The organism is Kitasatospora sp. NPDC022856 (genome assembly GCF_055561235.1).
In genome coordinates, this window is record NZ_JBVHHE010000039.1 from 22,167 (window position 1) to 44,873 (window position 22,707).

General features: G+C 72.7%; 26 protein-coding genes. 16 read left to right on the forward strand and 10 right to left on the reverse strand.

Going from position 1 to position 22,707, the window contains the following annotated elements; all coding sequences use genetic code 11:
* The first annotated feature begins 53 nt into the window (after positions 1-53).
* From ACZ34W_RS32070 to ACZ34W_RS32095, 6 genes are all read left to right on the forward strand, one after another.
* Positions 54-701 carry a histidine phosphatase family protein gene (locus ACZ34W_RS32070; RefSeq protein WP_329492147.1) on the forward strand — a complete coding sequence of 216 codons (648 nt, stop codon included), beginning with the start codon at positions 54-56 and terminating at the stop codon, positions 699-701.
* A gap of 110 nt (positions 702-811) precedes the next feature.
* Positions 812-1,420: a TlpA disulfide reductase family protein gene (locus ACZ34W_RS32075; protein ID WP_329488257.1), complete on the forward strand. Its 609-nt coding sequence runs from the start codon at positions 812-814 to the stop codon at positions 1,418-1,420.
* The gene (locus ACZ34W_RS32080; RefSeq protein ID WP_329488256.1) at positions 1,417-2,190 is read left to right on the forward strand and encodes a cytochrome c biogenesis CcdA family protein; all 774 of its coding nucleotides are present in this window, start codon (positions 1,417-1,419) and stop codon (positions 2,188-2,190) included. The genes ACZ34W_RS32075 and ACZ34W_RS32080 overlap by 4 nt, the downstream gene beginning before the upstream one ends.
* Positions 2,191-2,192: 2 nt before the next feature.
* A complete protein-coding gene (gene resB, locus ACZ34W_RS32085) occupies positions 2,193-4,064 on the forward strand; it encodes a cytochrome c biogenesis protein ResB (RefSeq protein ID WP_465609108.1) in 1,872 nt (623 codons plus the stop codon).
* Positions 4,065-4,067: 3 nt separating this feature from the next.
* Entirely contained in the window at positions 4,068-5,201 is a 1,134-nt protein-coding gene (gene ccsB / locus ACZ34W_RS32090) for a c-type cytochrome biogenesis protein CcsB (RefSeq protein WP_329488254.1), read from the forward strand.
* A 123-nt stretch (positions 5,202-5,324) separates the two neighbouring features.
* Positions 5,325-5,729, forward strand: a complete 405-nt coding sequence (locus ACZ34W_RS32095) for a hypothetical protein (RefSeq protein WP_329488253.1) — start codon at positions 5,325-5,327, stop codon at positions 5,727-5,729.
* Positions 5,730-5,773: 44 nt separating this feature from the next.
* Here ACZ34W_RS32095 and ACZ34W_RS32100 read toward each other — a convergent pair whose 3' ends face one another.
* Positions 5,774-6,826: a ScbA/BarX family gamma-butyrolactone biosynthesis protein gene (locus ACZ34W_RS32100; RefSeq protein ID WP_465609111.1), complete on the reverse strand. Its 1,053-nt coding sequence runs from the start codon at positions 6,824-6,826 to the stop codon at positions 5,774-5,776.
* 349 nt (positions 6,827-7,175) lie between these two features.
* Between ACZ34W_RS32100 and ACZ34W_RS32105 the strand changes: the two genes are divergently transcribed.
* Complete coding sequence (locus ACZ34W_RS32105; protein WP_329488250.1) at positions 7,176-7,781, forward strand: ScbR family autoregulator-binding transcription factor; 606 nt, start codon at positions 7,176-7,178, stop codon at positions 7,779-7,781.
* A 48-nt stretch (positions 7,782-7,829) separates the two neighbouring features.
* Here the strand turns inward: ACZ34W_RS32105 and ACZ34W_RS32110 are convergent, their stop codons facing one another.
* From ACZ34W_RS32110 to ACZ34W_RS32125, 4 genes are all read right to left on the reverse strand, one after another.
* On the reverse strand, positions 7,830-8,453 hold the full coding sequence (locus ACZ34W_RS32110) for a ScbR family autoregulator-binding transcription factor (protein WP_329488249.1): 624 nt from the start codon (positions 8,451-8,453) through the stop codon (positions 7,830-7,832).
* A gap of 237 nt (positions 8,454-8,690) precedes the next feature.
* On the reverse strand, positions 8,691-8,903 hold the full coding sequence (locus ACZ34W_RS32115; RefSeq protein WP_329488248.1) for an acyl-CoA carboxylase epsilon subunit: 213 nt from the start codon (positions 8,901-8,903) through the stop codon (positions 8,691-8,693).
* Positions 8,904-8,963: 60 nt separating this feature from the next.
* Complete coding sequence (locus ACZ34W_RS32120; protein ID WP_329488246.1) at positions 8,964-10,565, reverse strand: acyl-CoA carboxylase subunit beta; 1,602 nt, start codon at positions 10,563-10,565, stop codon at positions 8,964-8,966.
* A gap of 441 nt (positions 10,566-11,006) precedes the next feature.
* The gene (locus ACZ34W_RS32125) at positions 11,007-11,402 is read right to left on the reverse strand and encodes a PLD nuclease N-terminal domain-containing protein (RefSeq protein WP_359803335.1); all 396 of its coding nucleotides are present in this window, start codon (positions 11,400-11,402) and stop codon (positions 11,007-11,009) included.
* A 113-nt stretch (positions 11,403-11,515) separates the two neighbouring features.
* Between ACZ34W_RS32125 and ACZ34W_RS32130 the strand changes: the two genes are divergently transcribed.
* Both ACZ34W_RS32130 and mqnP read left to right on the forward strand, forming a co-directional pair.
* Positions 11,516-12,967 carry a menaquinone biosynthesis decarboxylase gene (locus ACZ34W_RS32130; RefSeq protein WP_329488243.1) on the forward strand — a complete coding sequence of 484 codons (1,452 nt, stop codon included), beginning with the start codon at positions 11,516-11,518 and terminating at the stop codon, positions 12,965-12,967.
* Entirely contained in the window at positions 12,964-13,872 is a 909-nt protein-coding gene (gene mqnP, locus ACZ34W_RS32135; protein WP_465609136.1) for a menaquinone biosynthesis prenyltransferase MqnP, read from the forward strand. The genes ACZ34W_RS32130 and mqnP overlap by 4 nt, the downstream gene beginning before the upstream one ends.
* A gap of 58 nt (positions 13,873-13,930) precedes the next feature.
* Here the strand turns inward: mqnP and ACZ34W_RS32140 are convergent, their stop codons facing one another.
* Positions 13,931-14,143 carry a DUF4287 domain-containing protein gene (locus tag ACZ34W_RS32140; RefSeq protein WP_329488242.1) on the reverse strand — a complete coding sequence of 71 codons (213 nt, stop codon included), beginning with the start codon at positions 14,141-14,143 and terminating at the stop codon, positions 13,931-13,933.
* A gap of 285 nt (positions 14,144-14,428) precedes the next feature.
* Here ACZ34W_RS32140 and ACZ34W_RS32145 point away from each other — a divergent pair, with 285 nt between their 5' ends.
* Entirely contained in the window at positions 14,429-15,049 is a 621-nt protein-coding gene (locus tag ACZ34W_RS32145) for a DJ-1/PfpI family protein (protein ID WP_465609115.1), read from the forward strand.
* A 10-nt stretch (positions 15,050-15,059) separates the two neighbouring features.
* On the opposite strand, the gene ACZ34W_RS32150 is transcribed toward ACZ34W_RS32145, so the two are convergent.
* The gene (locus tag ACZ34W_RS32150; RefSeq protein ID WP_329488239.1) at positions 15,060-15,554 is read right to left on the reverse strand and encodes a GNAT family N-acetyltransferase; all 495 of its coding nucleotides are present in this window, start codon (positions 15,552-15,554) and stop codon (positions 15,060-15,062) included.
* Positions 15,555-15,671: 117 nt separating this feature from the next.
* On the opposite strand from ACZ34W_RS32150, the gene ACZ34W_RS32155 reads away from it, so the two are divergent.
* On the forward strand, positions 15,672-16,559 hold the full coding sequence (locus ACZ34W_RS32155) for an ATP-grasp domain-containing protein (RefSeq protein WP_465609118.1): 888 nt from the start codon (positions 15,672-15,674) through the stop codon (positions 16,557-16,559).
* 31 nt (positions 16,560-16,590) lie between these two features.
* Here ACZ34W_RS32155 and gcvH read toward each other — a convergent pair whose 3' ends face one another.
* Positions 16,591-16,989, reverse strand: a complete 399-nt coding sequence (gene gcvH / locus ACZ34W_RS32160) for a glycine cleavage system protein GcvH (protein ID WP_465609120.1) — start codon at positions 16,987-16,989, stop codon at positions 16,591-16,593.
* 171 nt (positions 16,990-17,160) lie between these two features.
* On the opposite strand from gcvH, the gene ACZ34W_RS32165 reads away from it, so the two are divergent.
* The gene (locus tag ACZ34W_RS32165) at positions 17,161-17,553 is read left to right on the forward strand and encodes a VOC family protein (RefSeq protein ID WP_465609122.1); all 393 of its coding nucleotides are present in this window, start codon (positions 17,161-17,163) and stop codon (positions 17,551-17,553) included.
* A gap of 15 nt (positions 17,554-17,568) precedes the next feature.
* Here ACZ34W_RS32165 and ACZ34W_RS32170 read toward each other — a convergent pair whose 3' ends face one another.
* Together ACZ34W_RS32170 and ACZ34W_RS32175 are read right to left on the reverse strand one after the other, a co-directional pair.
* Entirely contained in the window at positions 17,569-18,279 is a 711-nt protein-coding gene (locus ACZ34W_RS32170) for an MOSC domain-containing protein (protein ID WP_352286260.1), read from the reverse strand.
* Positions 18,280-18,346: 67 nt separating this feature from the next.
* Positions 18,347-19,090 carry a cyclase family protein gene (locus ACZ34W_RS32175; protein WP_352286262.1) on the reverse strand — a complete coding sequence of 248 codons (744 nt, stop codon included), beginning with the start codon at positions 19,088-19,090 and terminating at the stop codon, positions 18,347-18,349.
* Positions 19,091-19,157: 67 nt separating this feature from the next.
* Between ACZ34W_RS32175 and ACZ34W_RS32180 the strand changes: the two genes are divergently transcribed.
* The 4 genes from ACZ34W_RS32180 to mqnE all read left to right on the forward strand — a co-directional run bounded on the left by ACZ34W_RS32180 (position 19,158) and on the right by mqnE (position 22,607).
* A complete protein-coding gene (locus ACZ34W_RS32180; protein ID WP_352286264.1) occupies positions 19,158-19,811 on the forward strand; it encodes a UbiX family flavin prenyltransferase in 654 nt (217 codons plus the stop codon).
* A 141-nt stretch (positions 19,812-19,952) separates the two neighbouring features.
* Positions 19,953-20,414, forward strand: coding sequence for an Lrp/AsnC family transcriptional regulator (locus tag ACZ34W_RS32185; RefSeq protein ID WP_329488232.1), 462 nt, complete (start codon positions 19,953-19,955; stop codon positions 20,412-20,414).
* 4 nt (positions 20,415-20,418) lie between these two features.
* Positions 20,419-21,381, forward strand: a complete 963-nt coding sequence (locus tag ACZ34W_RS32190; RefSeq protein WP_465609126.1) for a threonine ammonia-lyase — start codon at positions 20,419-20,421, stop codon at positions 21,379-21,381.
* A 62-nt stretch (positions 21,382-21,443) separates the two neighbouring features.
* Positions 21,444-22,607: an aminofutalosine synthase MqnE gene (gene mqnE / locus ACZ34W_RS32195; protein ID WP_329488230.1), complete on the forward strand. Its 1,164-nt coding sequence runs from the start codon at positions 21,444-21,446 to the stop codon at positions 22,605-22,607.
* Positions 22,608-22,707: the final 100 nt, after the last annotated feature.

The window sequence follows — 22,707 nt, forward strand, 5'->3', positions numbered from 1 at the left end:
ACCACCAGGAGTACTGAGAAGTGAGCACCAACGACACCACCGTCGTCCACCTGATGCGACACGGCGAGGTGCACAACCCGGAGGGCGTCCTGTACGGCCGCCTGCCCGGCTACCGGCTGTCCGAGCTGGGCCGGCAGATGGCCGACCGGGTCGCCGAGGACCTGGCCGGCCGGGACATCACCCACGTGGTGGCGTCCCCGCTGGAGCGGGCGCAGGAGACCGCCGAGCCGATCGCCAAGTCGCACGGCCTGGACCTCGCGGTCGACGAGCGGCTGATCGAGGCCGACAACATCTTCCAGGGCAAGACCTTCGGGGTCGGCGACGGCTCGCTGAAGAACCCGGGCTACTGGAAGTACCTGACCAACCCGTTCAAGCCGTCCTGGGGCGAGCCGTACCTGGAGCAGGCGGTGCGGATGATGGGCGCGCTGGCCGCCGCCCGGGACGCCGCGCGCGGCCACGAGGCGGTCTGCGTCAGCCACCAGCTGCCGATCTGGATCGTGCGTTCCTTCGTGGAGCGCCGCCGGCTCTGGCACGACCCGCGCAACCGCCAGTGCTCGCTGGCCTCGCTGACCAGCTTCACCTACGAGGGAGACCGGATCGTGTCGGTCGGCTACCGCGAGCCGGCCCGCGACCTGCTGCCCGCGCACCTGGTCGGCAAGGGCGGGAAGAGCAAGCCGGTGGGTAAGAGCTTCGGCGCCTGACCGCCGCCGGGTGGTCTGGCCCAGCCGCAGGTCAGAGGGGGTTCGACACGGAATGTCGGACCCCCCCGAACCTGCCCGGAACTCCATGCGAAACTTTTCACATGTCTGGCATGACGCGCCCCCGTCCCCGTGTCGCCGCAGCGGCCGCCGCCACCGCCGCCGCTGCCGCGCTCGCCCTCAGCGGCTGCAGCTCCTCAGGTTCGTCGGCCAGCGGTGACGGCCAGATCGGCTTCGTCTCGGCCAAGGGCAGCAACATCTCCAAGGCCGCGGTGGGGCACCGCCAGGACGCGCCGGACCTCTCCGGCACCACGCTGGAGGGCACCCCGGTCAAGCTCTCGGACTACCGGGGCAAGGTCGTCGTCCTCAACGTCTGGGGCTCCTGGTGCGGGCCCTGCCGGGCCGAGGCGGACGACCTCCAGCGGATCTGGGACAAGTACAAGGACCAGGGCGTCCAGTTCCTCGGCATCAACACCCGGGACCCGGAGATCACCAACGCCGTCCGCTTCGAGCAGGAGCGGGGGGTCACCTACCCGAGCCTCTACGACCCGGCCGGGACGCAGCTGCTGAAGTTCCCCAAGGGCAGCCTCAACCCGCAGTCCGTGCCGACCACCATCGTGGTCGACCGGGAGGGCAGGCTCGCCGTGCGGGCCGTCGGCGGCCAGCTGGACGACGGCCTGGAGTCGATGCTCCAGCCGGTCCTCGCGGAGCAGCAGCAGTGAGTGCCGCGGCCCAGCTCGCCGACACCACCGGGACCATCCAGAGCGGGGCACTGCTGGTGGCCGCGCCGATCGCGCTGGTGGCCGGTCTGGCGTCGTTCTTCTCGCCGTGCGTGCTGCCGCTGGTGCCCGGCTACCTCTCCTACGTCACCGGCTTCTCGGCCGCCGACCTCGCCGACGCGCGCGGGGCCCGGCGCGGCCGGATGCTGCTCGGGGTGCTGCTGTTCATCCTCGGCTTCACCGCCGTCTTCGTCTCCACCGGCGCGCTGTTCGGCTTCTTCGGCTCGACCCTCCAGGAGCACCGGCGGGTCATCTCGATCGTGTTCGGCGCGCTGACCATCGTGATGGGCCTCGCCTTCATGGGCCTGGTGCCCGGGCTGAGCATGCGCGAGGTGCGCTCGCACCGGCGCCCGGCGGTCGGCCTGCTCGGCGCGCCGATGCTCGGCGTGGTCTTCGGCGTCGGCTGGACGCCCTGCCTCGGCCCGACCCTGGCCGCCGTCCAGAACCTGGCGCTCAACGAGGCCGACGCCGGCCGCGCCGCGCTGCTGATGACGGCCTACTGCCTGGGCCTGGGCGTACCGTTCGTCGTGGCCGCGGTGGCCTTCCGCCGGGCCCTGGGCGCCTTCGGCTGGGTCAAGCGGCACTACCCGCTCGTCATGCGGATCGGCGGCGGCATGCTCGTCGCGGTCGGTCTGCTGCTCGTCACCGGGGTCTGGGACTCGATGGTGAACGAACTGCAGTCCTGGACCGCCGACTTCCAGATCGGAATCTGACCGTGAGCAAGACCACGACCGATACCGAGCTGCCCCCCCAGGCGGTCGAGGACGCGGCCGAGCGGCTGACCAGCGCCCCGGTCGAGTCGGACGGCCCCGGTGGGATAGGGGCGTTCGGCTGGCTGCGCTGGATGTGGCGCCAGCTGACCTCGATGCGGGTCGCGCTGATCCTGCTCTTCCTGCTCTCGCTGGCCGCCATCCCGGGCTCGCTGATCCCGCAGAGCGGCCAGAACGAGTTCAAGGTCGAGACCTGGAAGGCCCGGCACACCACGGTCGCGCCGATCTACCAGAAGCTCCAGCTGTTCGACGTCTACAGCTCGGTCTGGTTCTCGGCGATCTACATCCTGCTGTTCGTCTCGCTGGCCGGCTGCATCGTCCCGCGCACCTGGCAGTTCGTCGGCGTGCTGCGCGCCCAGCCGCCGGCCGCGCCGCGCAACCTGACCCGGATGCCGGTCTACGCGGCCTGGCGCACCGAGGCGGACGCCCGGGAGGTGAACGCCGCCGCGCACCGGCTGCTGCGGCGCCGCCGGTTCCGGGCGAACCTGGCCGGCGGCGCGGTGGCCGCCGAGAAGGGCTACCTGCGCGAGGTCGGCAACCTGGTCTTCCACCTGTCGCTGTTCGCGCTGCTCGGCGGCTTCGCCTGGGCGAGCCTGGCCAGCGGCACCGGCGGCAAGCTGATGGTCGCCGGCGAGGGCTACTCCAACACGATCACCCAGCTCGACGACTTCACCGGCTCGCGGTTCTACAGCTCCCAGGACCTCGACCCGTTCTACCTGAAGCTCAACGACTTCACCTCGCGCTTCCAGACCAAGGGCGACCAGATCGGCGCCGCCCGGGAGTTCACCGCGAACGTCGAGTACTACTCCGGCAGCGACGCGTCGAAGCTGAAGCAGGGCTCGATCGAGGTCAACCACCCGCTGGAGATCGGCGGCAGCAAGGTCTACCTGATCGGCCACGGCTACGCCCCGGTGGTGACCGTGCGCAACGCCGCCGGAACGGTGGTCTACACCGGTGCGACGCCGTTCCTGCCGCAGGACCCCAACCTGACCTCCACCGGCGTCATCAAGGTCTCCGACTACGGCGAGAAGGACGGCAGGCGGACCCAGATGGGCTTCTCCGGCTTCTTCCTGCCGACCGCCCCGGTGGCCTTCGACGCCAACACCGGTCCGCGCTCGCTCTTCCCCGGCGACGCCGACCCGGCGCTGGTGCTGAACGCCTTCGCGGGCGACCTCGGCACCGACTCCGGCCTGCCGCAGAACGTCTACCAGCTCAACACCAAGAACCTGACGCAGCTGCAGCAGGACGGCAAGATCGCCAAGGTCCGGCTGAAGCCGGGCCAGGCGTGGGACCTGCCGGACGGCTACGGCAGCGTCACCTTCGAGGGCTACAAGCAGTGGGCCAGCTTCAACGTCTCGCACCGCCCGGGCAACGCGATCGCCCTGACCGGCGGCGTGCTGGCGATCCTCGGCCTGATCGGCTCGCTCTTCGTGCAGCGCCGGCGGATCTGGGTGCGCGCGGTGGCGCTGCCCGGCGGCGGCACCCTGGTCGAGCTGGCCGGGCTGGGCCGCAGCGAGTCGGCGAAGACCGCCGAGGAGCTGGCCGAGCTGGCGGTCGACCTCCAGGACGACGCTCCGGCGGCCGACGAGCCGGACTCCGGCGCGACCGGTCCCCACCGGCCGGATGAACCCGCCGGGGCCGTCGAGGCCGCCGAGCCCGATCAACCCGCCGAGGCCGCCGAGCCCGATCAACCCGCCGAGCCCGCCGAGCCCGCCGGGCCCGCCGAGCCCGCCGGGCCCGACGGGGCCGCAGCGGCCCCCGAGCCCTCGGCACCCGCAGACCCCGCAGTCCCTGCCGACCAGAACTCCAAGGAGTAGACGGTGCATCTCGCCTCGGCGGTCGACCCACAGCTGGCCGACCTGTCCAACAAGCTGATCTACTCGGCCATGGCCGTCTACCTGATCGCCATGTTCGCCTACATGTTCGAGTGGACGTTCGGCTCCAAGGGAGCCGTCGCCGTCCGGTCGTCCGCGCAGGCGGGCCTGGCCGAGACCGTCGCCGAGGCCGCGCCCGCGGCCGGGAGCGGCAAGAAGGTGACCGTCACGGTCGCCTCGGCCGGCGGCGGCACCACCACGCTCACCCGCACCGCGCTGGCGGGCGAGGGCGCGACGGTGGTCACCAGCGGGCGCGGCGACGGCGAGGTCGACGGCCCGGGCGCGGCCGGCACCAGCGAGAAGGCCGACCTGTCGGGCCGGATCGCGATCTCGCTCACGGTGCTCGGCGCCATGCTGCACGCGGGCGGCGTGGTCACCCGCGGCCTCTCGGTCTCACGCTGGCCGTGGGGCAACATGTACGAGTTCTCCTGCGCCTTCGCGCTCGCCATGACGGTGGCCTTCCTCGGCCTGCTGCTCACGAAGAAGCCGGTCCGCTGGCTCGGCCTGCCGGTCACCCTGGCGGTGCTGCTGACCCTCGGCATCGCCGTCTCGGTGCTGTACACCGAGTCCGAGCAGCTCGTCCCGGCGCTCCACTCGTACTGGCTGGCGATCCACGTCTCCACCGCGATCATCTGCGGCGGCGCCCTGTACGCGGCGTTCATCGCGACCCTGCTGTACCTCGGCAAGGACTCCTTCGACAAGCGGATGGCGGCCGGCCTGGCCAAGGGCCCGCTCGGCACCTCGCCGTCGATCTGGCGCCGGCTGCCCGCCGCCTCCACGCTCGACAAGCTGTCCTACCGGATCAACGCCCTGGTCTTCCCGCTCTGGACCTTCACCATCATCGCGGGCGCGATCTGGGCCGAGGCCGCCTGGGGCAAGTACTGGGAGTGGGACCCGAAGGAGACCTGGTCGTTCATCACCTGGGTCGCCTACGCCTGCTACCTGCACGCCCGCGCCACGGCGGGCTGGCGGGGCCGCAAGGCCGCGTACCTCGCGGTGCTGGCCTTCGCCTGCTACCTGTTCAACTACTACGGCGTGAACATCTTCGTCACCGGCAAGCACTCGTACGCGGGGCTCTGACCGGGGCTGCACCACCCACCGGCCCGGCGCTCCGACCAAGGAAGCCGGGCCGTGGTGCGACAGGGGTAGTTCGTGCCGGCCACCCGGTCCGGCACGGGGAGGAACCGAGGAGGAAATCGCGCAATGGAGTGCGACGAGGTCATGCTGACCGTCCGAATCACCGCCGCCGAGCGCACGCTGCTCCGCAGACTCGCCCAGGGGCACCGCAGCGACGTGTCCGAGGTCGTGGCCGACGGCCTGCTGGACATCATTCCGACGCTCAGCTCGCAGGCGGACGCCTACCGGCTGCTGGGCGCCCTGACGGCCCCCGCGCCGTGCGCGTTGACCGTCTGGCTGCCGACGCCGCTGGCCGATCTGCTGGTGCCGGGGGCGGCCCGGATCGCCCAGGTGACGCAGGTGCGGATCGGCTCGGCCAGCGCCATGCTGGGCGCCGCGCTGCGGCTCTGGCTGGCCCAGGACCCGACCAGGCTGGCCGCCAACCTCAGCGTGATGCACGCCGGCCGCCCCGCGGCGCTGGTAGCCGCCTGAGGGTGCGGACGAGGGGCCCGCCGGCCCCGGACACCGGTCCGGGGTCAGCTGGCGAGCGGCAGGCCCCTCGCGCGTCCGGAGCCGGCGGGGCGGGTGTCCCGGGCCTCCTGCCGGGCCGGCTCGGTCAGCAGCCGGCACTCGGCCGCCGTCCGGCCGTCCTGGACCAGCTGGACCCGGACCGGTACCCGCCGGCCGTCCGCGCCGCTCTCCCGGACGGCCCGCACCAGGCAGGGCCGGTCCAGCTCGATGAGGCGGTCGAACGAGGACAGCAGCTCGACCGGCACCACCGGCTCGGGGTGCCGCAGCCGCTGGGCGGCCTGCCGGGCGGCCTCCAGCACCAGCATCCCGGGGACGTGGTCAGCCGCCGGGTCGAACAGCACCGGGTGGCCGGGGTCCACCCGCAGCAGCCAGCTGTCCGGCGCGGGGGACGCGCCGAGCACCACGTCGGCGGACCGCTCGCGGCCGACGAGTTCGGGCGCGGTCGGCGCGGACAGCGCCGCGGCCCGCATCGAGGGCGCGCCGGACAGTCGGGAAGGCACCGGCCGGGGCCCCGGACCGCGCAGCCGGGCGTAGGCGGCGGGGGAGTGCACTCGTAGCTCTCCGGAGGCGTGGCCGACCGGACGGCCGTCCCGCTCGACCTCGACGTGCACCCGCAGCGAGGCCGGTCGGCCGTGCCGCATCCGGACGTCCTGGCAGCCGACCTTGAGCATCAGCGAGGCCGGTCCGGCGCCCACGGCGAGCCCGTCCAGCCCGGCCGGGCCGAGCGTGAAGCAGAGTTCGTCCAGCGTGAAGTGGTGGCCACGCGGCACGCCGAAGCCGACGTGGCCGATCAGCAGACCGGCCTGGCGGACGGTCTCGGCCATCAGCAGCGGGTCGTGGTGCCGGTCGTCCGGCAGCCGGTAGAAGCCGTGCAGCCGCGGCCATTGAGCGCCCAGCAGGAAGTCGTAGGGGCCGGCCGACTGCCAGCCCGTGATGAGGACGTCGGAGACGCAGGAGCGGTGGACCAGGTGCCGGGAGACGGTCCGCTCGTGGAAGTCGTAGCCGGGACCGGGGTGGGCATAGGGGATGCCGGCGTCCGGATCTACGATCAATGGCATGACTGGCCCCACTCCCGGGTCTCGGCCGACCGGCCGCGCAGACGGCCTCGGTAAAACATACAGACCACCCGGTTTGCGCACTACTGGCGGGGTCGTCGCTGCCGAGCACTCCGCGTGATCACGGTACCCGCGGGCTGGACTGCGGGAACGTGCCGAGGGGAGTAGTCCGCGCCCCGGACGGGCGCCGATCCCCCCTGGACGGCGGCGTCGAGCGAGGGGCTAGATTAGATACCAACCATGCGGTTTGGGATGGCCCGTCCGCATGCGAGGCGTCGCACCATCGACGACGACGCCCTGAGAGCAGCCGGGCGAGCCGCGATCTCGCCGGCGCCGAGGCCGGAGGGGCCGAGTGGTCAAGCAGGAACGCGCGGGTCGGACCAGGCAGGCCGTCCTGCTCGCCGCGGCGGTCACCTTCGCGGACGCGGGGTTCGAGTCCGCCAGCCTGATCGACATCAGCCGCCGGGCGGGCGTCAGCAAGGGCGCGCTCTACTTCCACTTCGTCTCCAAGCAGGCACTCGCCGACGGCGTCCGGGCCGCGGCCGGGCGCGAGATCGGCTCGGCCGCGCTCCGCGCCCTGCGCGGTGGCGGACCGGCTCTCCAGGGCCTGATCGACTTCACGCACGAACTGGCCCGGCTGCTCCGCGAGGACGTCGTGGTCCGGGCCGGAGTCCAGCTCGGCCAGGGCGCCCGGGGCGGCTCGGACGCCTGGCACAGCCTGACCGCCGTGGTCCGGCGGCTGCTGGAGCGCGCGGCGGCGGCCGGCGAGCTGCGCCCGGGGCTGGACCCGCGCCCGGCCGCCGAACTGCTCACCACCCTGGCGGCGGGGCTGGTGCTGCTCGCCCCCGAGGACGCCGACCGGCTCCGCCCGGAGGCGGTGCGGAGCCTGTGGGGAGCGGCGCTGCCCGCGCTGGTCCCGGGGGACCGCTGCGCCGCCTACCGGACCTGCGCGCCGTAGCGCCGCACCCCGCGATCGGCGGCCGCCGCCGGACCGGCCCCCGCCGGATCAGCCGCCGCCCGCGCCCCGCTCGGCCACGCTGAGCCGGGCGAGCGCGTGCGGCTGGACCAGGCCCGGCAGAAGCAGCGTCCAGAGGTCGGTCATCCGCTGGAGGAGGTCCCGGCGGCCGGCCAGCACCTGGGAGCTCAGCTGGATCCCGGTCACCGCCCCGGTGATCACCCCGGCCGCCGCCGCGACGTCCAGGCCCGGGTGCAGGTCGCCGGCCTCCCGGGCCTGCTCCAGCAGCGCGCGTGCCGCGTCCGACCAGCCCTGGTAGGCCTCGATCTGCGGCTGGGTGAAGCTGCCGTGCTCGATCGTCAGCCGGATGCTGCCGCGCACCAGCGGATCGTCCAGCAGGGCGTGGGCGAAGGCGTACCCCAGGTCGATCAGGGTCTGCACCGGGCTGTCGGAGGTCGGCCGCCAGGTGGCGAGCCAGTCGGCCTGGCCCTCGATCACGGCCAGCGCCAGCTCCTCCTTGGAGTGGAAGTGGAAGTACAGCGCCCCCTTGGTGACGCCGGCCCGCTCCAGGATGTCCGCCATGGTGGCCGCGGCGTAGCCGCGTTCGTCGAAGACTTCGGCCGCCGCGAGGAGCACCGCCTGGCGGGTCGCCAGTGCCCGGGCCTGCCTGGCCATCGCAGCCTCCCTGGGTAGTTCGCACGCTCCGGCAGCGGCTGATCCTAGGGCCGCGGCGGCGCGGAGATCACATACCGTCCAGTAGGTATTCTACCGAGCCGCCCCGGGCCCGACCGGGACCGTCCGGGGCCGGGACGGGTCCGTCCGGGCAGGGACGCCCGGTGAGCGGGGCCCCGGTACGCCGACGGCCGGCCACCCGGGGAGGGTGGCCGGCCGTCGGGCGGGCGTGTCGGGCCGTCAGGCGGCCTGCTGCCAGCTGACCGGCGAGTAGTACGCCGGGCGGCGCTCCAGGCGCTGCCAGCTGGCGATCGGCTCGATCGGGGCGGCGGCGGCCGCGGCCTGCTGGGCGGCCGCGGCGCGGGCCAGCAGGACGGCGGTCAGGGCGGCGAGTTCCTCGTCGTCGAGGGAGCCGCGGACGATACGGACGAGAGGTTCGGCGGAAGCGGTCATGATTCGGTTTCTCCCCCGGCGCAAGTGTGGTGTGTGGTCGGTGGCGTGGTAACCGCGGTGCTACATCGGCGGGTTGCCGTGCTTACGGGACGGCAGGTCCGCGTGCTTCGTCCGCAGCATGGCCAGCGAGGAGGCCAGGACCTGGCGGGTCTCGGCCGGGTCGATGACGTCGTCCACGAGGCCGCGCTCGGCCGCGTAGTACGGGTGCATCAGTTCGTTCTTGTATTCCTTGATCTTCTGCGCCCGCATCGCCTCGGGGTCCTCGGCGCCGTTGATGTCCCGGCGGAAGATCACGTTGGCGGCGCCCTCGGCGCCCATGACGGCGATCTCGTTGGTCGGCCAGGCGAACGAGAGGTCCGCGCCGATCGAGCGGGAGTCCATCACGATGTACGCGCCGCCGTAGGCCTTGCGCAGGATGAGCTGGATGCGCGGCACGGTGGCGTTGCAGTAGGCGTAGAGGAGCTTGGCGCCGTGCCGGATGATGCCGTCGTGCTCCTGGTCGACGCCGGGCAGGAAGCCGGGCACGTCGAGCATGGTGACCAGCGGGATGTTGAAGGCGTCGCACATCTGGACGAAGCGCGCGGCCTTCTCGCTCGCGTTGATGTCCAGCACGCCGGCCAGCGACTGGGGCTGGTTGGCGATGATGCCGGTGACGTGGCCGTCGATCCGGGCGAGCACGCAGAGCACGTTGGTGGCCCAGCGCTCGTGGACCTCCAGGTACTCGCCGTGGTCGACGATCTCCTCGATCACCTTGCGCATGTCGTACGGGCGGTTGCCGTCGGCCGGCACCAGGTCGAGCAGCACGTCGTTGCGGCGGTCCACCGGGTCGTCGCTGACGACCGTCGGCGGCATCTCGCGGTTGTTCTGCGGCAGCAGCGAGAGGAGGTAGCGGACCTCCTCGATGCAGGACTGCTCGTCGTCGTACGCGAAGTGCGAGACGCCGGAGACCGCGGAGTGGACGTCGGCGCCGCCGAGACCGTTCTGGGTGATCTTCTCGCCGGTCACCGCCTGGACCACGTCCGGGCCGGTGATGAACATCTGCGAGGTCTCGCGGACCATGAAGATGAAGTCGGTCAGGGCCGGGGAGTACGCGGCGCCGCCGGCGCACGGGCCGAGCATCACCGAGATCTGCGGGATGACCCCGGAGGCCCGGGTGTTGCGCTGGAAGATGCCGCCGTATCCGGCCAGGGCGGTGACGCCCTCCTGGATGCGGGCGCCGGCGCCGTCGTTCAGCGAGACCAGCGGGGCACCGGCCGCGATGGCCATGTCCATGATCTTGTGGATCTTCTGCGCGTGGGCCTCGCCCAGGGCGCCGCCGAAGATCCGGAAGTCGTGGGCGTAGGTGAAGACGGTCCGCCCGTGCACGGTGCCCCAGCCGACGACCACGCCGTCGGTGTGCGGCTTCTTGGCCTCCAGGCCGAAGCCCTGGGCGCGGTGCCGGCGCAGCGGCTCCACCTCGCGGAACGAGCCCTCGTCGAGCAGCAGCTCGATGCGCTCGCGTGCGGTCAGCTTGCCCTTGGCGTGCTGGGCCTCGGTGGCCTTCTCGCTCGGGCCGCGGCGGACCTGGTCGCGCAGTTCGTGCAGCTCGGCGACCCGCCCGTGGGCGTCGGCCGCGATCTCGGGGATCTCGTCGCCGACCGGCGCCTCATGCACAACCGTCATCTCGAACCACTCCAAGGGTGAGGGAACTGTCCGACAGCCAACGTCTGCTGTGCCCCCGGCTGCGAATCACTTTCTTCACTTATGACTGTACGAGGGGCCGCACGCTGGTTTCGGCGTCGATTCCGTACAAGGTCGGGTCCGTTTAGATGTCAGGGCTGCACAGAAACCGGTCGGTGGGACTGCGTACGGTAGGTGTCCGTTCGATTACCCGAAGCTGTCATCACGGCTTCCGGAAGATGATCTGCACATGAGGGAACGTGCAGGTCAGGGGCGTGCGCCGAGAGGCCGGGCGGGGCGCTCCGCAGGGGGCCGCCGACGGCCGCCGGGCGGTCGCGGCGGGCGCGGCGCAGCGGGTCGGCGCGTCCGCCACTCGTAGGGATGCGCCAAAAACACCGCAGCCCCCCCGGAACCGGTCCGGCTGGGCTGTCCGGGGTAGCCGGGTCAGCTCTTCCGGCCGTCCTCCGGCTCGTCCTTGCCGCGCAGCTCCTCCTCGCGGCGGCGCAGATCGGCCTCCCACTGCTTGAGCATGTCCTCGTGCTTCTTGTCGTCCTTCTTCAACGAGGCGAGGAACTCGGGGTCGTCGTCCGGCGCGAGCGGCCGGCCGCCGCGCGGGCGCTCGTACTCCGGGGAGCCGCCGGGGCCGCCGGCCACCGCCGCGCCGCGCCGCTTGCCGGCCACCAGCCAGGCGATCGAGCCGACCAGCGGGAAGAGCAGCACGATGATCACCCAGACCACCTTGGGCAGGTGCTTCACCTCGTCCTCGGGCGTGGTCAGGCAGTCGATGAACGCCCACACCCAGAGGGCGAGCGGGAGTACGAAGGTCAGGATCCTCAGCACGGCGGCGATCTCCCCCGGCGACGGCGGTTTGCGGCGGGCGGCCCGGAAGCGGTGGACGGCTTCACGGGGGCCCTTGACCGAGCCAGGCTATCGGGTGGCGGATACTGGCTGGCATGGCATACGACGATCTCCGCTCGTTTCTGCGGGCCCTCGACCGCGAGGGCGATCTCAAGCGCATCAAGGCCGAGGTGGACCCCCATCTGGAGATCGGCGAGATCGTCGACCGGGTCCAGAAGGCCAAGGGCCCGGCCCTGCTGTTCGAGAACGTCAAGGGCTCGTCGATGCCACTGGCGATGAACGTCTTCGGCACCGAGGCCCGGCTCGCCAAGTCGCTCGGCCTCAAGGGGCCCGAGGACATCGCCGAGAAGATCGCGGGGCTGCTCAAGCCGGAGCTGCCGCAGGGCTTCACCGGCTTCCGGGACGCCTTCGGCAAGCTCGCCTCGATGGCCCACGTGCCGCCGAAGAACGTCAAGGACGCCCCGGTCCAGGAGGTCGTGCTCACCGGCGACGACGTCGACCTGGACGCCCTGCCGGCCCTGTTCACCTGGCCGCTGGACGGCGGCTCCTTCTTCAACCTGGGCCTGACCCACACCAAGGACCCGGACAGCGGCGTGCGCAACCTGGGCCTCTACCGGCTCCAGCGGCACGACCGGCGGACCATCGGCATGCACTGGCAGATCCACAAGGACAGTCGCAACCACTACGCGGTGGCCGCGAAGCGCGGCGAGCGGCTGCCGGTCGCGATCGCCTTCGGCTGCCCGCCGGCCGTCACCTACGCCGCCACCGCGCCGCTGCCCGGTGACATCGACGAGTACCTGTTCGCCGGTTTCGTGGCGGGGGAGCGGGTGCGGATGGTCGACTGCAAGACCGTCCCGCTGCAGGTCCCGGCCGACGCCGAGGTGGTGCTGGAGGGCTGGCTGGAGCCCGGCGAGATGCTGCCCGAGGGTCCGTTCGGCGACCACACCGGCTTCTACACGCCGCAGGAGCCCTTCCCGGCGCTGACGATCGACTGCGTGACGATGCGCCGCCGGCCGATCCTGCAGTCCATCGTGGTGGGCCGGCCGCCGACCGAGGACGGCCCGCTGGGCAAGTTCACCGAGCGGTTCTTCCTGCCGCTGCTGAAGATCATCATCCCGGACATCGTCGACTACGACCTGCCCGAGGCCGGCGGCTTCCACAACTGCGTGATCGTCTCGATCGACAAGAAGTACCCCAAGCACGCCCAGAAGACGATGCACGCCATCTGGGGCGCCCACATGATGTCGCTGACCAAGCTGATCATCGTGGTGGACTCCGACTGCGACGTGCACGACTACCAGGAAGTCGCCTGGCGGGCCTTCGGCAACGTCGACTACAGCCGGGACCTCACCGTCGTGGAGGGCCCGGTCGACCACCTCGACCACGCCTCCTACCAGCAGTTCTGGGGCGGCAAGGCCGGTATCGACGCGACCCGGAAGCTGCCCGAGGAGGGCTACACGCGCGACGGCGGCTGGCCGGAGATGGTCTCCTCCGACCCGGCCACCGCCGCCCTGGTGGACCGCCGCTGGAAGGAGTACGGGCTCTGATGAGTACCGCCGCCGCCCTCCCCGACGTCCCGCCCGGCAAGGTCAAGGCGTTCCTGCGGCTGGTGATGATCGAGCACTCGGTCTTCGCCCTGCCCTTCGCCTACATCGCCGCGCTGACGGCCATGTTCCTCGCCGACGAGCGGGTGCACTGGGCCGAACTGTTCATCGTCACGGTCTGCATGGTCGGTCTGCGGACCTTCGCGATGGCCGCCAACCGGATCATCGACCGCGAGATCGACGCCCGCAACCCGCGCACCGCCGGGCGCGAACTGGTCACCGGCGCGGTGTCGGTGAAGACGGCGTACATCGGCTCGGCGGTCGCGCTGGTGGTCTTCCTCGGCGCCGCCGCGCTGCTCAACCCGCTCTGCCTGGCGCTGGCGCCGGTCGCCGTCGTGCCGATGGTGGTCTACCCGTACGGCAAGCGGTTCACCGACTTCCCGCAGGCGATCCTCGGCCTGGCCCAGGCGATGGGCCCGGTCGGCGCCTGGCTCGCCGTCACCGGCTCCTGGTCCTGGGACGCGGTCGTGCTCGGCGTGGCGGTGGGCATCTGGATCGGCGGCTTCGACCTGATCTACGCCTGCCAGGACGTCGCCTCCGACCGCTCGGGGGGCGTGCGTTCGGTGCCGGCGCGCTTCGGCGTCCCGGCGGCGATCCGCGGCGCCCGCGCCTGCCACGTGCTGACCACGCTGCTGCTCGGCTGGTACGCCGTGCTGACCGACGCCGGTCCGGCGTTCTGGGTCGGGCTGCTCGTGGTGGCCGGGGCGTTCGTCTACGAGCACACCATCGTGAAGCCCCACGACCTGTCGAAGCTGAACCGGGCGTTCTTCCAGACCAACGGCTTCGTCGGCATCTCGCTGTTCTTCTTCGCCCTGGTGGACCTGCTCCTGCGCGGTATGGGCACCTGACCCGGATCCGCTCGTACCCGGCCGGGGCCCGGACGCCCCGGCCGGGCCCCGGCCCGTGCTACCGGCCGGCGTCCTCGTCGAGGGTGTGCTTCACCAGGGCGTTGGCGTGGCCGTGGCCCAGTCCGTGCTCGGACTTGAGCCAGCCGACCAGTTCGCCGTGCCTGGTCAGCGGCGAGGAGCGGATCAGCTCCTTCCAGTGCGCGACCGGCCTGCCGTACGTCTTCTCGATCGACGGGAAGTAGCTGGCGGGGCCCTTCACGGACGCGGTCACGGGAGTCTCCTGTCGGGGTGTTCGGTCGCCTTCGCGCGGTGCTTACGAGAGTTGGACCGGAGCGGACCGCCGAACTCATCGGTCCGCCGGAGTGACCCGCGTCACAGGGGTGCCCGGTACGCGCTCGGCCCGGCGCAGGACGGCCTCCGGGCCGCCGTCGGGGCCGGGCTCGACGCGCTGCGCTGACGGCCCCCGGTATTCCCCCGCGGCCGCACGATCACTCCATCCCGTGAACCCGGCCGCGCGGCCGACCGGCCCGGGCGGGGCCGCCGTTACGCTGCGCCCATGGACATCGTGATCCCGCTCTTCGACCGTTTCGAGCCGCTCGACGCGATCGGGCCGTACGAGGTCCTCGGCCGTGTCCCGGGCGCCGAGGTGCGCTTCGTCGCGCCCGAGCCGGGGCGGGTCACCGATGCGCTGGGGGCGCTGACGGTCGACGTCCCCACCCGGTACTCGGAGATCGGGTCCTGCGACGTGCTGCTCGTCCCCGGCGGCGCCGGGGCCCGGGCGCTGGTCGCCGACGAGGACTTCCTGGACTGGGTCCGGGCGGTGCACGGGGAGAGCGGGTTCACCACCTCGGTCTGCACCGGCGCGCTGGTGCTCGGCGCGGCCGGGCTGCTCAAGGGCCTCACCGCCACCACCCACTGGGCGGCGGTCGCCGAGCTGGAGGCCCATGGCGCCACCTACACCGCCGAGCGGGTCGTCCGCCACGACCGGATCATCACCTCGGCCGGGGTCTCCGCCGGCATCGACATGGCCCTGCGGCTCGCCGCCCTGCTCACCGACGACCTCACCGCCCAGGCCATCCAGCTCTACACCGAGTACGACCCGCAACCCCCGTTCGACACCGGCTCGGTGGCCAAGGCCCCGGCCGCCGTCCTGGAGCGCACCCGCACGCTCGGCTGAGGAGCCGCCGCTACCGTGGGGCGTCGAGGCCGCGCCGGTAGCGCAGACCGGGGCGGCTGTCGACGACGGTCTCCCCGGTCACGGTGAACCCGGTCCGTCGCAGCACCGCCCTGGACGCCGGGTTGTCGAGCGTGGTGACGGCGGTGAGTCCGGTCAGGCCGTACTCCGCGGCGGCCAGGCGGCACACCTCCTCGACGCCCGCCGTCGCCGCGCCCCGGCCGGCGGCGCGCTCGCCGATCCGGTAGCCGAGTTCGGCGCTCCCGGCCGCCACGTCCACCAGGTTGACCCGGCCGAGCAGCTCGCCGCGCTCGTCGACCAGGAGGTGGAAGTGGCAGGCCCCGGTGTCCTGTTCGGCGAGCAGCGCGCGGTGCCGGTCGGCGAACGCCGCGAAGTAGTCGTCCCCGCGGTCGGGGACGGAGCGGGCGAAGTACTCCCGGTTCTCCCGCTCGAAGGCCAGCAGGGCCGGCGCGTGGTCGGCCCGCAGTCGCTCCAGTCTCGTCGTCATGCCCCGAGAGTAGGGGTGGCGTCGACCGGGTGTCCGTCCGTAGGCCGGCTCGCGGACCGCCGCCTCGCCGCTCCCTAGACTCGGAAGATCGTCGACCGGTCGGACGGGAGAGCACGCATGGGTACTGCCAGGATCGCGGTCGTCACCGCCACCGCCGCCGCGGAGTACGACGCCGACCTGCCCCTGATCGTGGACGCCTTGCGGGCAGGCGGCCTGGCGGCCGAGGCGGTGCCCTGGGACGCGGCCGCCCCGGGGTGGGGGGAGTTCGACCTGGCGGTGGTCCGGTCGACCTGGGACTACGCGGAACGCCTCGACGAGTTCCTGGCCTGGGCCGACACGACGGCCCGCGTCACCCGGCTGCGCAACCCGGCCCCGGTGGTGCGCTGGAACAGCGACAAGCGCTATCTGTCGGTGCTCGCCGAGCGCGGCGTCCCGGCCGTGCCGACACGGTTCGTCGTCCCCGGCGACCGCTGCGACGAGGCGGACTTCGACCTGGCCCCGGGGGTGGTGGTCAAGCCCGCCGTCTCGGCCGGGGCGCAGGACACCGCCCGCTACGAGCCCGGCCGGGCCGCCGACGCGCTCCGCCACGCCCGGATGCTGCTGGAGCGGGGGCGGACGGTGATGGTGCAGCCGTACCTGCCGCTGGTGGAGGAGGGGGAACGCGCGCTGGTCTTCATCGCGGGAGCCTTCAGCCACGCGATCCGCAAGGGGCCCGTGCTGACCGAGCCCGGGGTGATCGACAACGACCGGATGCCCCACCCCGGCGTCACCCCGTACCTGCCGACCGAGGCGGAACTGCGCACCGCCCGATCGGCGTTGGCGGCCGTCCCGGCCCCGGACGCCCTGCTGTTCGCGCGGGTGGACCTGGCGCTGAACGACGACCGCGAGCCGGTGGTGATGGAACTGGAGCTGATCGAGCCGAACCTGTTCCTGCGGAGCGCCCCGCAGGGGCTGGCACGCCTGGTCGACGCGGTGGCCGCCGAGAGCCGGCGGCCGGCCGGGTAGCCCGCCGCCGTGCCCCGGGGCCGGACGGCGGCTACTCGGCCGTCTCGGACGTGATGTAGTCCTGGTACTCGGCCGCGGTCAGCAGGCCCTCCGGGCCGCTGCCCGCCGCCGGGGTGACCTCGATGATCCAGCCCTCCTCGTACGGGTCCTCGTTGAGCAGCTCGGGGGAGTCGTTCAGTTCCTCGTTCACGACGCTCACCGTGCCGCCCAGCGCCATGTAGAGCTCGCTCACCGACTTCACGGACTCCACGCTGCCGAACGGCTCGCCGCTCTCGAACACGTCGCCCTGCTTGGGCAGTTCGACGAAGACGATGTCGCCGAGCTGCCTCTGGGCATGGTCCGTGATGCCGATCCGCAGCCGGCCGTTGCCCAGGGACCGCACCCACTCGTGGTCCCTGGAGTACTTCCGGTCGGTCGGGATGTTCGTCATGGGGCTCTCCGAGGGTTCGTCGCCGCGTGGCTGACGGAGCGCCAGCCGCGCGGACGAGCCTGCTACAGATCCCGGGGCCCGGCCGGGACGTTCACTCGCAGGAGTGAGTCCCACCCTCCGGCCCGCGGAGGACAATGGCGGCGAACCGCCCGTCCGCCACCAGGGAGCGCCGTGATCGGCACACTGCAGTGCATCGTCCTCGACTGCCCGGAGCCGGCCGTGCTGGCCCGGTTCTACGCGGCCCTGCTCGGCGGCGAGGTGGACCGGCCGGACCCCCGGTGGTCGCTGGACGGCGCGTGGTCGACCCTGCACGTCGGGGGCGGCCCGGTGCTCTGCTTCCAGGGCGTGGCCGACCACCGGCCGCCGCGCTGGCCCGACCCGGCCCACCCGCAGCAGGCGCACCTGGACATCGACGTGCCGGACCTCGACCGGGCCGAGCGGGAGGTCCTCGCCCTCGGCGCCACCCGGCTGGGTGACGCCGGTGCCTGGGGGATCTACGCCGATCCCGCCGGCCACCCGTTCTGCCTGCTCCCGGCCGCCTCCGGGAGTGGCCCGCGGGCCTGACGGGAGCGGCCCGACTCAGCCGAGTGACAGTTCGTCACCGACGCTCAGGCGCCCGGGAGCCACCACCTCGGCGAGGGCGTCCAGCCGGCCGTCGTGGGCCTGGACGATGGCCTTGAGGATCTCCGGGGCGTGCGGCAGGCCGGGCTGGGCGACGGTGGTCATGGCGCAGCGCTCGCTGGCCCGGACGAAGGAGAGCCGGGCACCGGTGCCGGCGCCGCCCTCGCGGCCGAACCAGCCGTCCTCGACGAACGGCGGGGTGCCGGGCGGTGTCCGCAGCAGGATGTTGGGCCGGAACCGCCGCACGTCCACGACGACGGAGGGCGCGGCCCCGCAGACCCAGTCCAGGGTCGCGGTGGTGAGCACGCTGACCGGCAGCTGGTCGAAGTGCGAGACGGCGTCCTCGCGGGCGAGCGCGACGTCCGGGCGCTGGAGGTAGGCGCGCAGGAAGGCGGTGGGATCGGCGACCGGCCGGCCCAACGGGTCGAACAGCTCGGGGCCGTCGAGCCGGCGGCCGAGCCGGGAGGAGAGCCGCAGCAGGCCGTCCATCCGGCGGAAGCGCCGGGTGTTCTTGCCGGAGCCCAGCTTCCCGGCGCCGTCGCGCACCGCGTAGAGGCGGTCGCCGGCCAGGCCGCGCTCGTCCAGCTCGACGGAGTCGAGCCGCTCGCCGCCGGTGGACTTCACGGGGTAGCGCCAGAGCTGCTCGATCACTCCGATGATCTCTGCCATGGCGCGCAAGCGTAGCGGCGCCCGCCGGGGATGGTCTAGACCAAGGTAGACCAAGTGCCGACGAGCGTCAGCCCAGTCGCGCCACCGCCCGGACGGGCGCGCCGTCGGCGGCCACCAGACGCAGCGGGAACAGCGACACCTCCACCGGCCGGCCGGCCTGCTGGGCGTCCAGCAGCGCCCGCAGATCGGTCAGGTTCTCGGCGATCACGCCCCCGCCGGAGGCCCCGAGCAGCACCCGGTGCGCGGCCAGCGTGGGCTCCGGGGCGGCGGGTTGGTCGTGCTCGTCGGTCAGGTCGGCCAGCAGCGCGGCGACCGCCGGGTCGCCCGGGCCCGGGTCGGGGGTGGGGTCGACGCTGAGCGCGTCCACCCCCACCGTCCGCACCCCGGCGGCGACGATCGCCTCGGCCGCCGCCGCGCTCAGGCTGGGATGGGCCAGGTAGACGTCGGTGCCCCAGTGCCGGGCCCAGCCGGTGGCCAGCAGCAGCACGGTGCCCTCGCCCGCCCGCTCCAGCGCCGGGGCGAGCTGCTCCGGCGTCACCTCGGCCCGCGGCTCCAGCCCCCGCAGGTCGGCGACGACGGCCGGCCCGGTGAAGCGCTCCAGCGGGAGTCCGTCCAGGGTGGGCCAGGTGACGTCCACGTGGTACGGCGCGTCCACATGGGTGCCGGACTGCGAGCCGAGGTGCACGGCCAGCACGTTCACCCCGGCGGTGGCGGTGGTGAGCACGGGCGTCAGGACGACGGCCGGATCGCCGGGGTAGACCGGCATCGCGGTGGTCACCTGATGGGTGAGGTCGACGAGGGTCGCTGCCATGGCGCCCATCCTCGCAGGGGTGAACGCGGATGGGCCCGCCCCGGGGGCCGCCGTATAGAAAGGGGCCATGGGAACAGAAACGCGTCAGCCATGGGTGGTCGGGGTCTCGGGCGCCTCCGGTACGCCGTACGCCGCCTCGGTGATCCGGGCGCTGCTCGCCGCCGGGGAGCCGGTGGACCTCGTGGTCAGCCGGGCCGCCCGGCTGACCATCCTGGACGAGACCGGCATCTCCTTCCGGGACGCGCACTGGCGCGCCGACCTCGCGGCCTGGCTGGGCGGCGACGAGGGCCTCGACGACGTCCGGTACTGGTCGTCCGGGGACTTCGCGGCCGGGCCCTCCAGCGGCTCCTACCCGGCCAAGGGCATGCTGGTCGTCCCCGCGACCACCGGCGCGGTGGCCGGGATCGCGCTCGGCCTGAGCAAGGACCTGCTCCAGCGGGCCGCCAGCGTCACCCTCAAGGAGCGCCGGCCGCTGGTGGTCTGCGTCCGGGAGGCGCCGCTCAACGGGGTGACCCTGAAGCACCTGGTCGAGCTGGACGCGCAGGGCGCCGTCGTGCTCCCCGCCTCGCCCGGTTTCTACGCCGGCGGCTCCACCGTCCGCGAACTGGTCGATTTCGTGGCCGGCCGGGTCCTGGACGCCGTCGGCGTCCCGCACACGCTGTACCGGCGCTGGGAGGGCGAGTTGGGCGCGGCCGCCCGCCCGGCAGGCCAGGGCGGGTGAAGGCCGGTCCCGGGGGGAGTGGGCGGCCCCGGGGCAGGAGAGTATGTTCTCTGCGATATCCGGGTTGTTCCGCGCACGGCGCCTTTGAATCCGGATAATGATCTGTGGGTCTGGTGAGGTTCGGAAGGACGCGGACGGTATATGGACACGGTGGACAGACAGCTCATCCAGGCGCTCCGGGAGAACGGCCGCGCGTCCTACGCCGAGCTGGGCCGACTGGTGGGCCTCTCCGGCCCGAGCGTCACGGACCGGATCAACCGTCTGGAGCAGGCCGGGGTCATCACCGGCTACCGCGCGACGGTCAATCCGGCGTCGCTCGGCTTCGGCGTCACGGCCCTGATCGGCCTTCAGCTCACCGACGCGGCCGACCACGAGGACGTCGCGTTCCGGCTGAAGGACCTCGGCGAGGTCGAGGACTGCTGGTTCATCGCCGGTGACGACTCGTACATGCTCAAGGTCCGGGTCTCCGACGTGGAGGGCCTGGAATCGGTGGTCAAGCGGATCTCCGGCACGAAAGGCGTGGCCCGGACCCGTACGACCGTCGTACTCTCCACGAAGTGGGAGAACCGGGTGAGCGAACTCCCGATGGTCGAAGGCGAGTAACACGATGGCACTGGTCGGTCTGGAGGAGCTGCGCGCGGCTCGGCAGCGGATCGCCGGGGTGGCGGTCCGCACCCCGCTGGTCCCCGCCCCCTGGGCGGGCGACGGCGAGCGCCGGCTCTGGCTCAAGCCGGAGAACCTCCAGCCGACCGGCGCCTTCAAGACCCGCGGTGCCTACAACCGCCTCGCCGCGCTCGACGACGAGGAGCGGGCCCGCGGTGTGGTCGCCCAGTCCAGCGGCAACCACGCCCAGGCGGTGGCGTACGCGGCCGGGCTGCTCGGCATCAAGGCCGTGATCGTGATGCCGGACACCTCGCCGGCGGTCAAGGTCGAGGGCACCCGCTCGTTCGGCGCCGAGGTGCTGCTGGTCTCGCCGGAGGAGCGGGACACCGTGCCCGGCGAGCTGGCCGAGCGACACGGCTACGTCTGGGTGCCGCCCTACGACGACCCGTACATCATCGCGGGCCAGGGCACGGTCGGCCTGGAGATCGCCGAGGACGCCCCGGCCGAGCTGGACACCGTGCTGGTGCCGGTCAGCGGCGGCGGCCTGATCTCCGGCGTCGCGGCCGCCCTCAAGCTCACCCGCCCGGGCATCCGGGTGGTCGGCGTCGAGCCCGAGCTGGCCGCCGACGCCCAGGCCAGCCTGCGGGCCGGCGAGCGGCTGGCCTGGCCGGTCGCCGACACCTACCGGACCATCGCGGACGGGCTGCGCACCCCCTCCGTCGGCGAGCTGCCGTTCCAGCACCTCACCGCGTACGTGGACGACATCGTCACCGTCACCGAGGACGAGATCCGCGCCACGGTGGCCGTGCTGGCCCGGCGCGGCCGGCTGGTCGCGGAGCCCTCCGGCGCGGTCGCCCCGGCGGCGTACCTCCACCGCGCGGGCGAGATCGGTGGCCGCGCGGTGGCCGCCGTGGTCAGCGGTGGGAACATCGATCCGGCGCTGCTCGCGGAGCTGCTCGCGGCGTGACGCCGGCATAGGCGTACGCTCGGTCCGGCAACGATTCGAAGTCGGAGGAGGCGGGGCACCGCATGGACGCAGGGCTCAAGCGCGAGCTGGAGGCGAAGGTCTACGCGGGTGAGCGGCTGACCCGCGAGGACGGGATCGCGCTCTACGAGAGCGACGACCTGGCCTGGCTGGGCGGTCTGGCCCACCACGTGCGGACGCGGAAGAACGGCGACGTCGTCCACTTCAACGTCAACCGCCACCTCAACATGACCAATGTGTGCAACGCGTCCTGCGCGTACTGCTCGTTCCAGCGCAAGCCGGGCGAGAAGGACGCGTACACGATGCGCATCGAGGAGGCCGTCCGCCTCGCCAAGGCGATGGAGGTCGACTCCCTCACCGAGCTGCACATCGTCAACGGGCTGCACCCGACCCTGCCGTGGCGCTACTACCCGCGCTCGCTGCGGGAGCTGAAGGCGGCCCTGCCGAACGTCTCGCTGAAGGCCTTCACCGCCACCGAGATCCACTGGTTCGAGAAGATCAGCGGCCTGCCGGCCGACGAGATCCTGGACGAGCTGATCGACGCCGGCCTTGAGTCGCTGACCGGCGGCGGCGCGGAGATCTTCGACTGGGAGGTCCGCCAGCACATCGTCGACCACGACACCCACTGGGAGGACTGGTCGCGGATCCACCGCCTCGCGCACAGCAAGGGCCTCAAGACGCCCTCCACCATGCTGTACGGCCACATCGAGGAGCCCCGCCACCGGGTCGACCACGTGCTGCGGCTGCGTGAGCTGCAGGACGAGACCGGCGGTTTCCAGGTCTTCATCCCGCTGCGCTACCAGCACGACTTCCACGACTCCAAGGACGGCGTCGTGCGCAACAAGCTGATGGCGCGCACCGAGATGGCCACCGGCGCCGAGGCGCTGAAGACCTTCGCCGTCTCCCGGCTGCTGTTCGACAACGTGCCGCACGTCAAGGTCTTCTGGGTGATGCACGGCGTCACCACCGCGCAGCTGGCGCTCAGCCACGGCGCGGACGACATGGACGGCTCGGTCGTCGAGTACAAGATCACCCACGACGCGGACAACTTCGGCACGCCGAACAAGCTCGGCCGCGACGACCTGCTCGGGCTGATCCGGGACGCCGGGTTCCGCCCGGTGGAGCGCAACACCCGCTACGAGGTCATCCGGGAGTACGACGGCCCGGACCTGACGCGCCGGGAGACCCCGCAGGCGATGCGCCTCTGACCGGTCCCCGACCGGCTTCCACCGCCTCCCGGGCCGCCCGTCGGCCCGGGAGGCGGTGTTCTTCACCGGGTCCGCACAGGCCCCCGGGTTTCCCAACCGG

Bases quoted from the DNA above. Each gene is read 5' to 3' on its own strand.
- ACZ34W_RS32095 (WP_329488253.1), top strand. From the start codon at position 5,325: ATGGAGTGCGACGAGGTCATGCTGACCGTCCGAATCACCGCCGCCGAG.
- ACZ34W_RS32070 (WP_329492147.1), top strand. From the start codon at position 54: ATGCGACACGGCGAGGTGCACAACCCGGAGGGCGTCCTGTACGGCCGC.
- ACZ34W_RS32155 (WP_465609118.1), top strand. From the start codon at position 15,672: ATGGGTACTGCCAGGATCGCGGTCGTCACCGCCACCGCCGCCGCGGAG.
- ACZ34W_RS32170 (WP_352286260.1), bottom strand. From the start codon at position 18,279: ATGGCAGAGATCATCGGAGTGATCGAGCAGCTCTGGCGCTACCCCGTG.
- ACZ34W_RS32145 (WP_465609115.1), top strand. From the start codon at position 14,429: ATGGACATCGTGATCCCGCTCTTCGACCGTTTCGAGCCGCTCGACGCG.
- ACZ34W_RS32115 (WP_329488248.1), bottom strand. From the start codon at position 8,903: ATGACCGCTTCCGCCGAACCTCTCGTCCGTATCGTCCGCGGCTCCCTC.
- mqnE (WP_329488230.1), top strand. From the start codon at position 21,444: ATGGACGCAGGGCTCAAGCGCGAGCTGGAGGCGAAGGTCTACGCGGGT.
- ACZ34W_RS32120 (WP_329488246.1), bottom strand. From the start codon at position 10,565: ATGACGGTTGTGCATGAGGCGCCGGTCGGCGACGAGATCCCCGAGATC.
- ACZ34W_RS32185 (WP_329488232.1), top strand. From the start codon at position 19,953: ATGGACACGGTGGACAGACAGCTCATCCAGGCGCTCCGGGAGAACGGC.
- ACZ34W_RS32075 (WP_329488257.1), top strand. From the start codon at position 812: ATGACGCGCCCCCGTCCCCGTGTCGCCGCAGCGGCCGCCGCCACCGCC.
- ACZ34W_RS32100 (WP_465609111.1), bottom strand. From the start codon at position 6,826: ATGCCATTGATCGTAGATCCGGACGCCGGCATCCCCTATGCCCACCCC.
- gcvH (WP_465609120.1), bottom strand. From the start codon at position 16,989: ATGACGAACATCCCGACCGACCGGAAGTACTCCAGGGACCACGAGTGG.
- ACZ34W_RS32110 (WP_329488249.1), bottom strand. From the start codon at position 8,453: ATGGCCAGGCAGGCCCGGGCACTGGCGACCCGCCAGGCGGTGCTCCTC.
- ACZ34W_RS32175 (WP_352286262.1), bottom strand. From the start codon at position 19,090: ATGGCAGCGACCCTCGTCGACCTCACCCATCAGGTGACCACCGCGATG.
- ACZ34W_RS32130 (WP_329488243.1), top strand. From the start codon at position 11,516: ATGGCATACGACGATCTCCGCTCGTTTCTGCGGGCCCTCGACCGCGAG.
- ACZ34W_RS32180 (WP_352286264.1), top strand. From the start codon at position 19,158: ATGGGAACAGAAACGCGTCAGCCATGGGTGGTCGGGGTCTCGGGCGCC.
- ACZ34W_RS32150 (WP_329488239.1), bottom strand. From the start codon at position 15,554: ATGACGACGAGACTGGAGCGACTGCGGGCCGACCACGCGCCGGCCCTG.
- ACZ34W_RS32190 (WP_465609126.1), top strand. From the start codon at position 20,419: ATGGCACTGGTCGGTCTGGAGGAGCTGCGCGCGGCTCGGCAGCGGATC.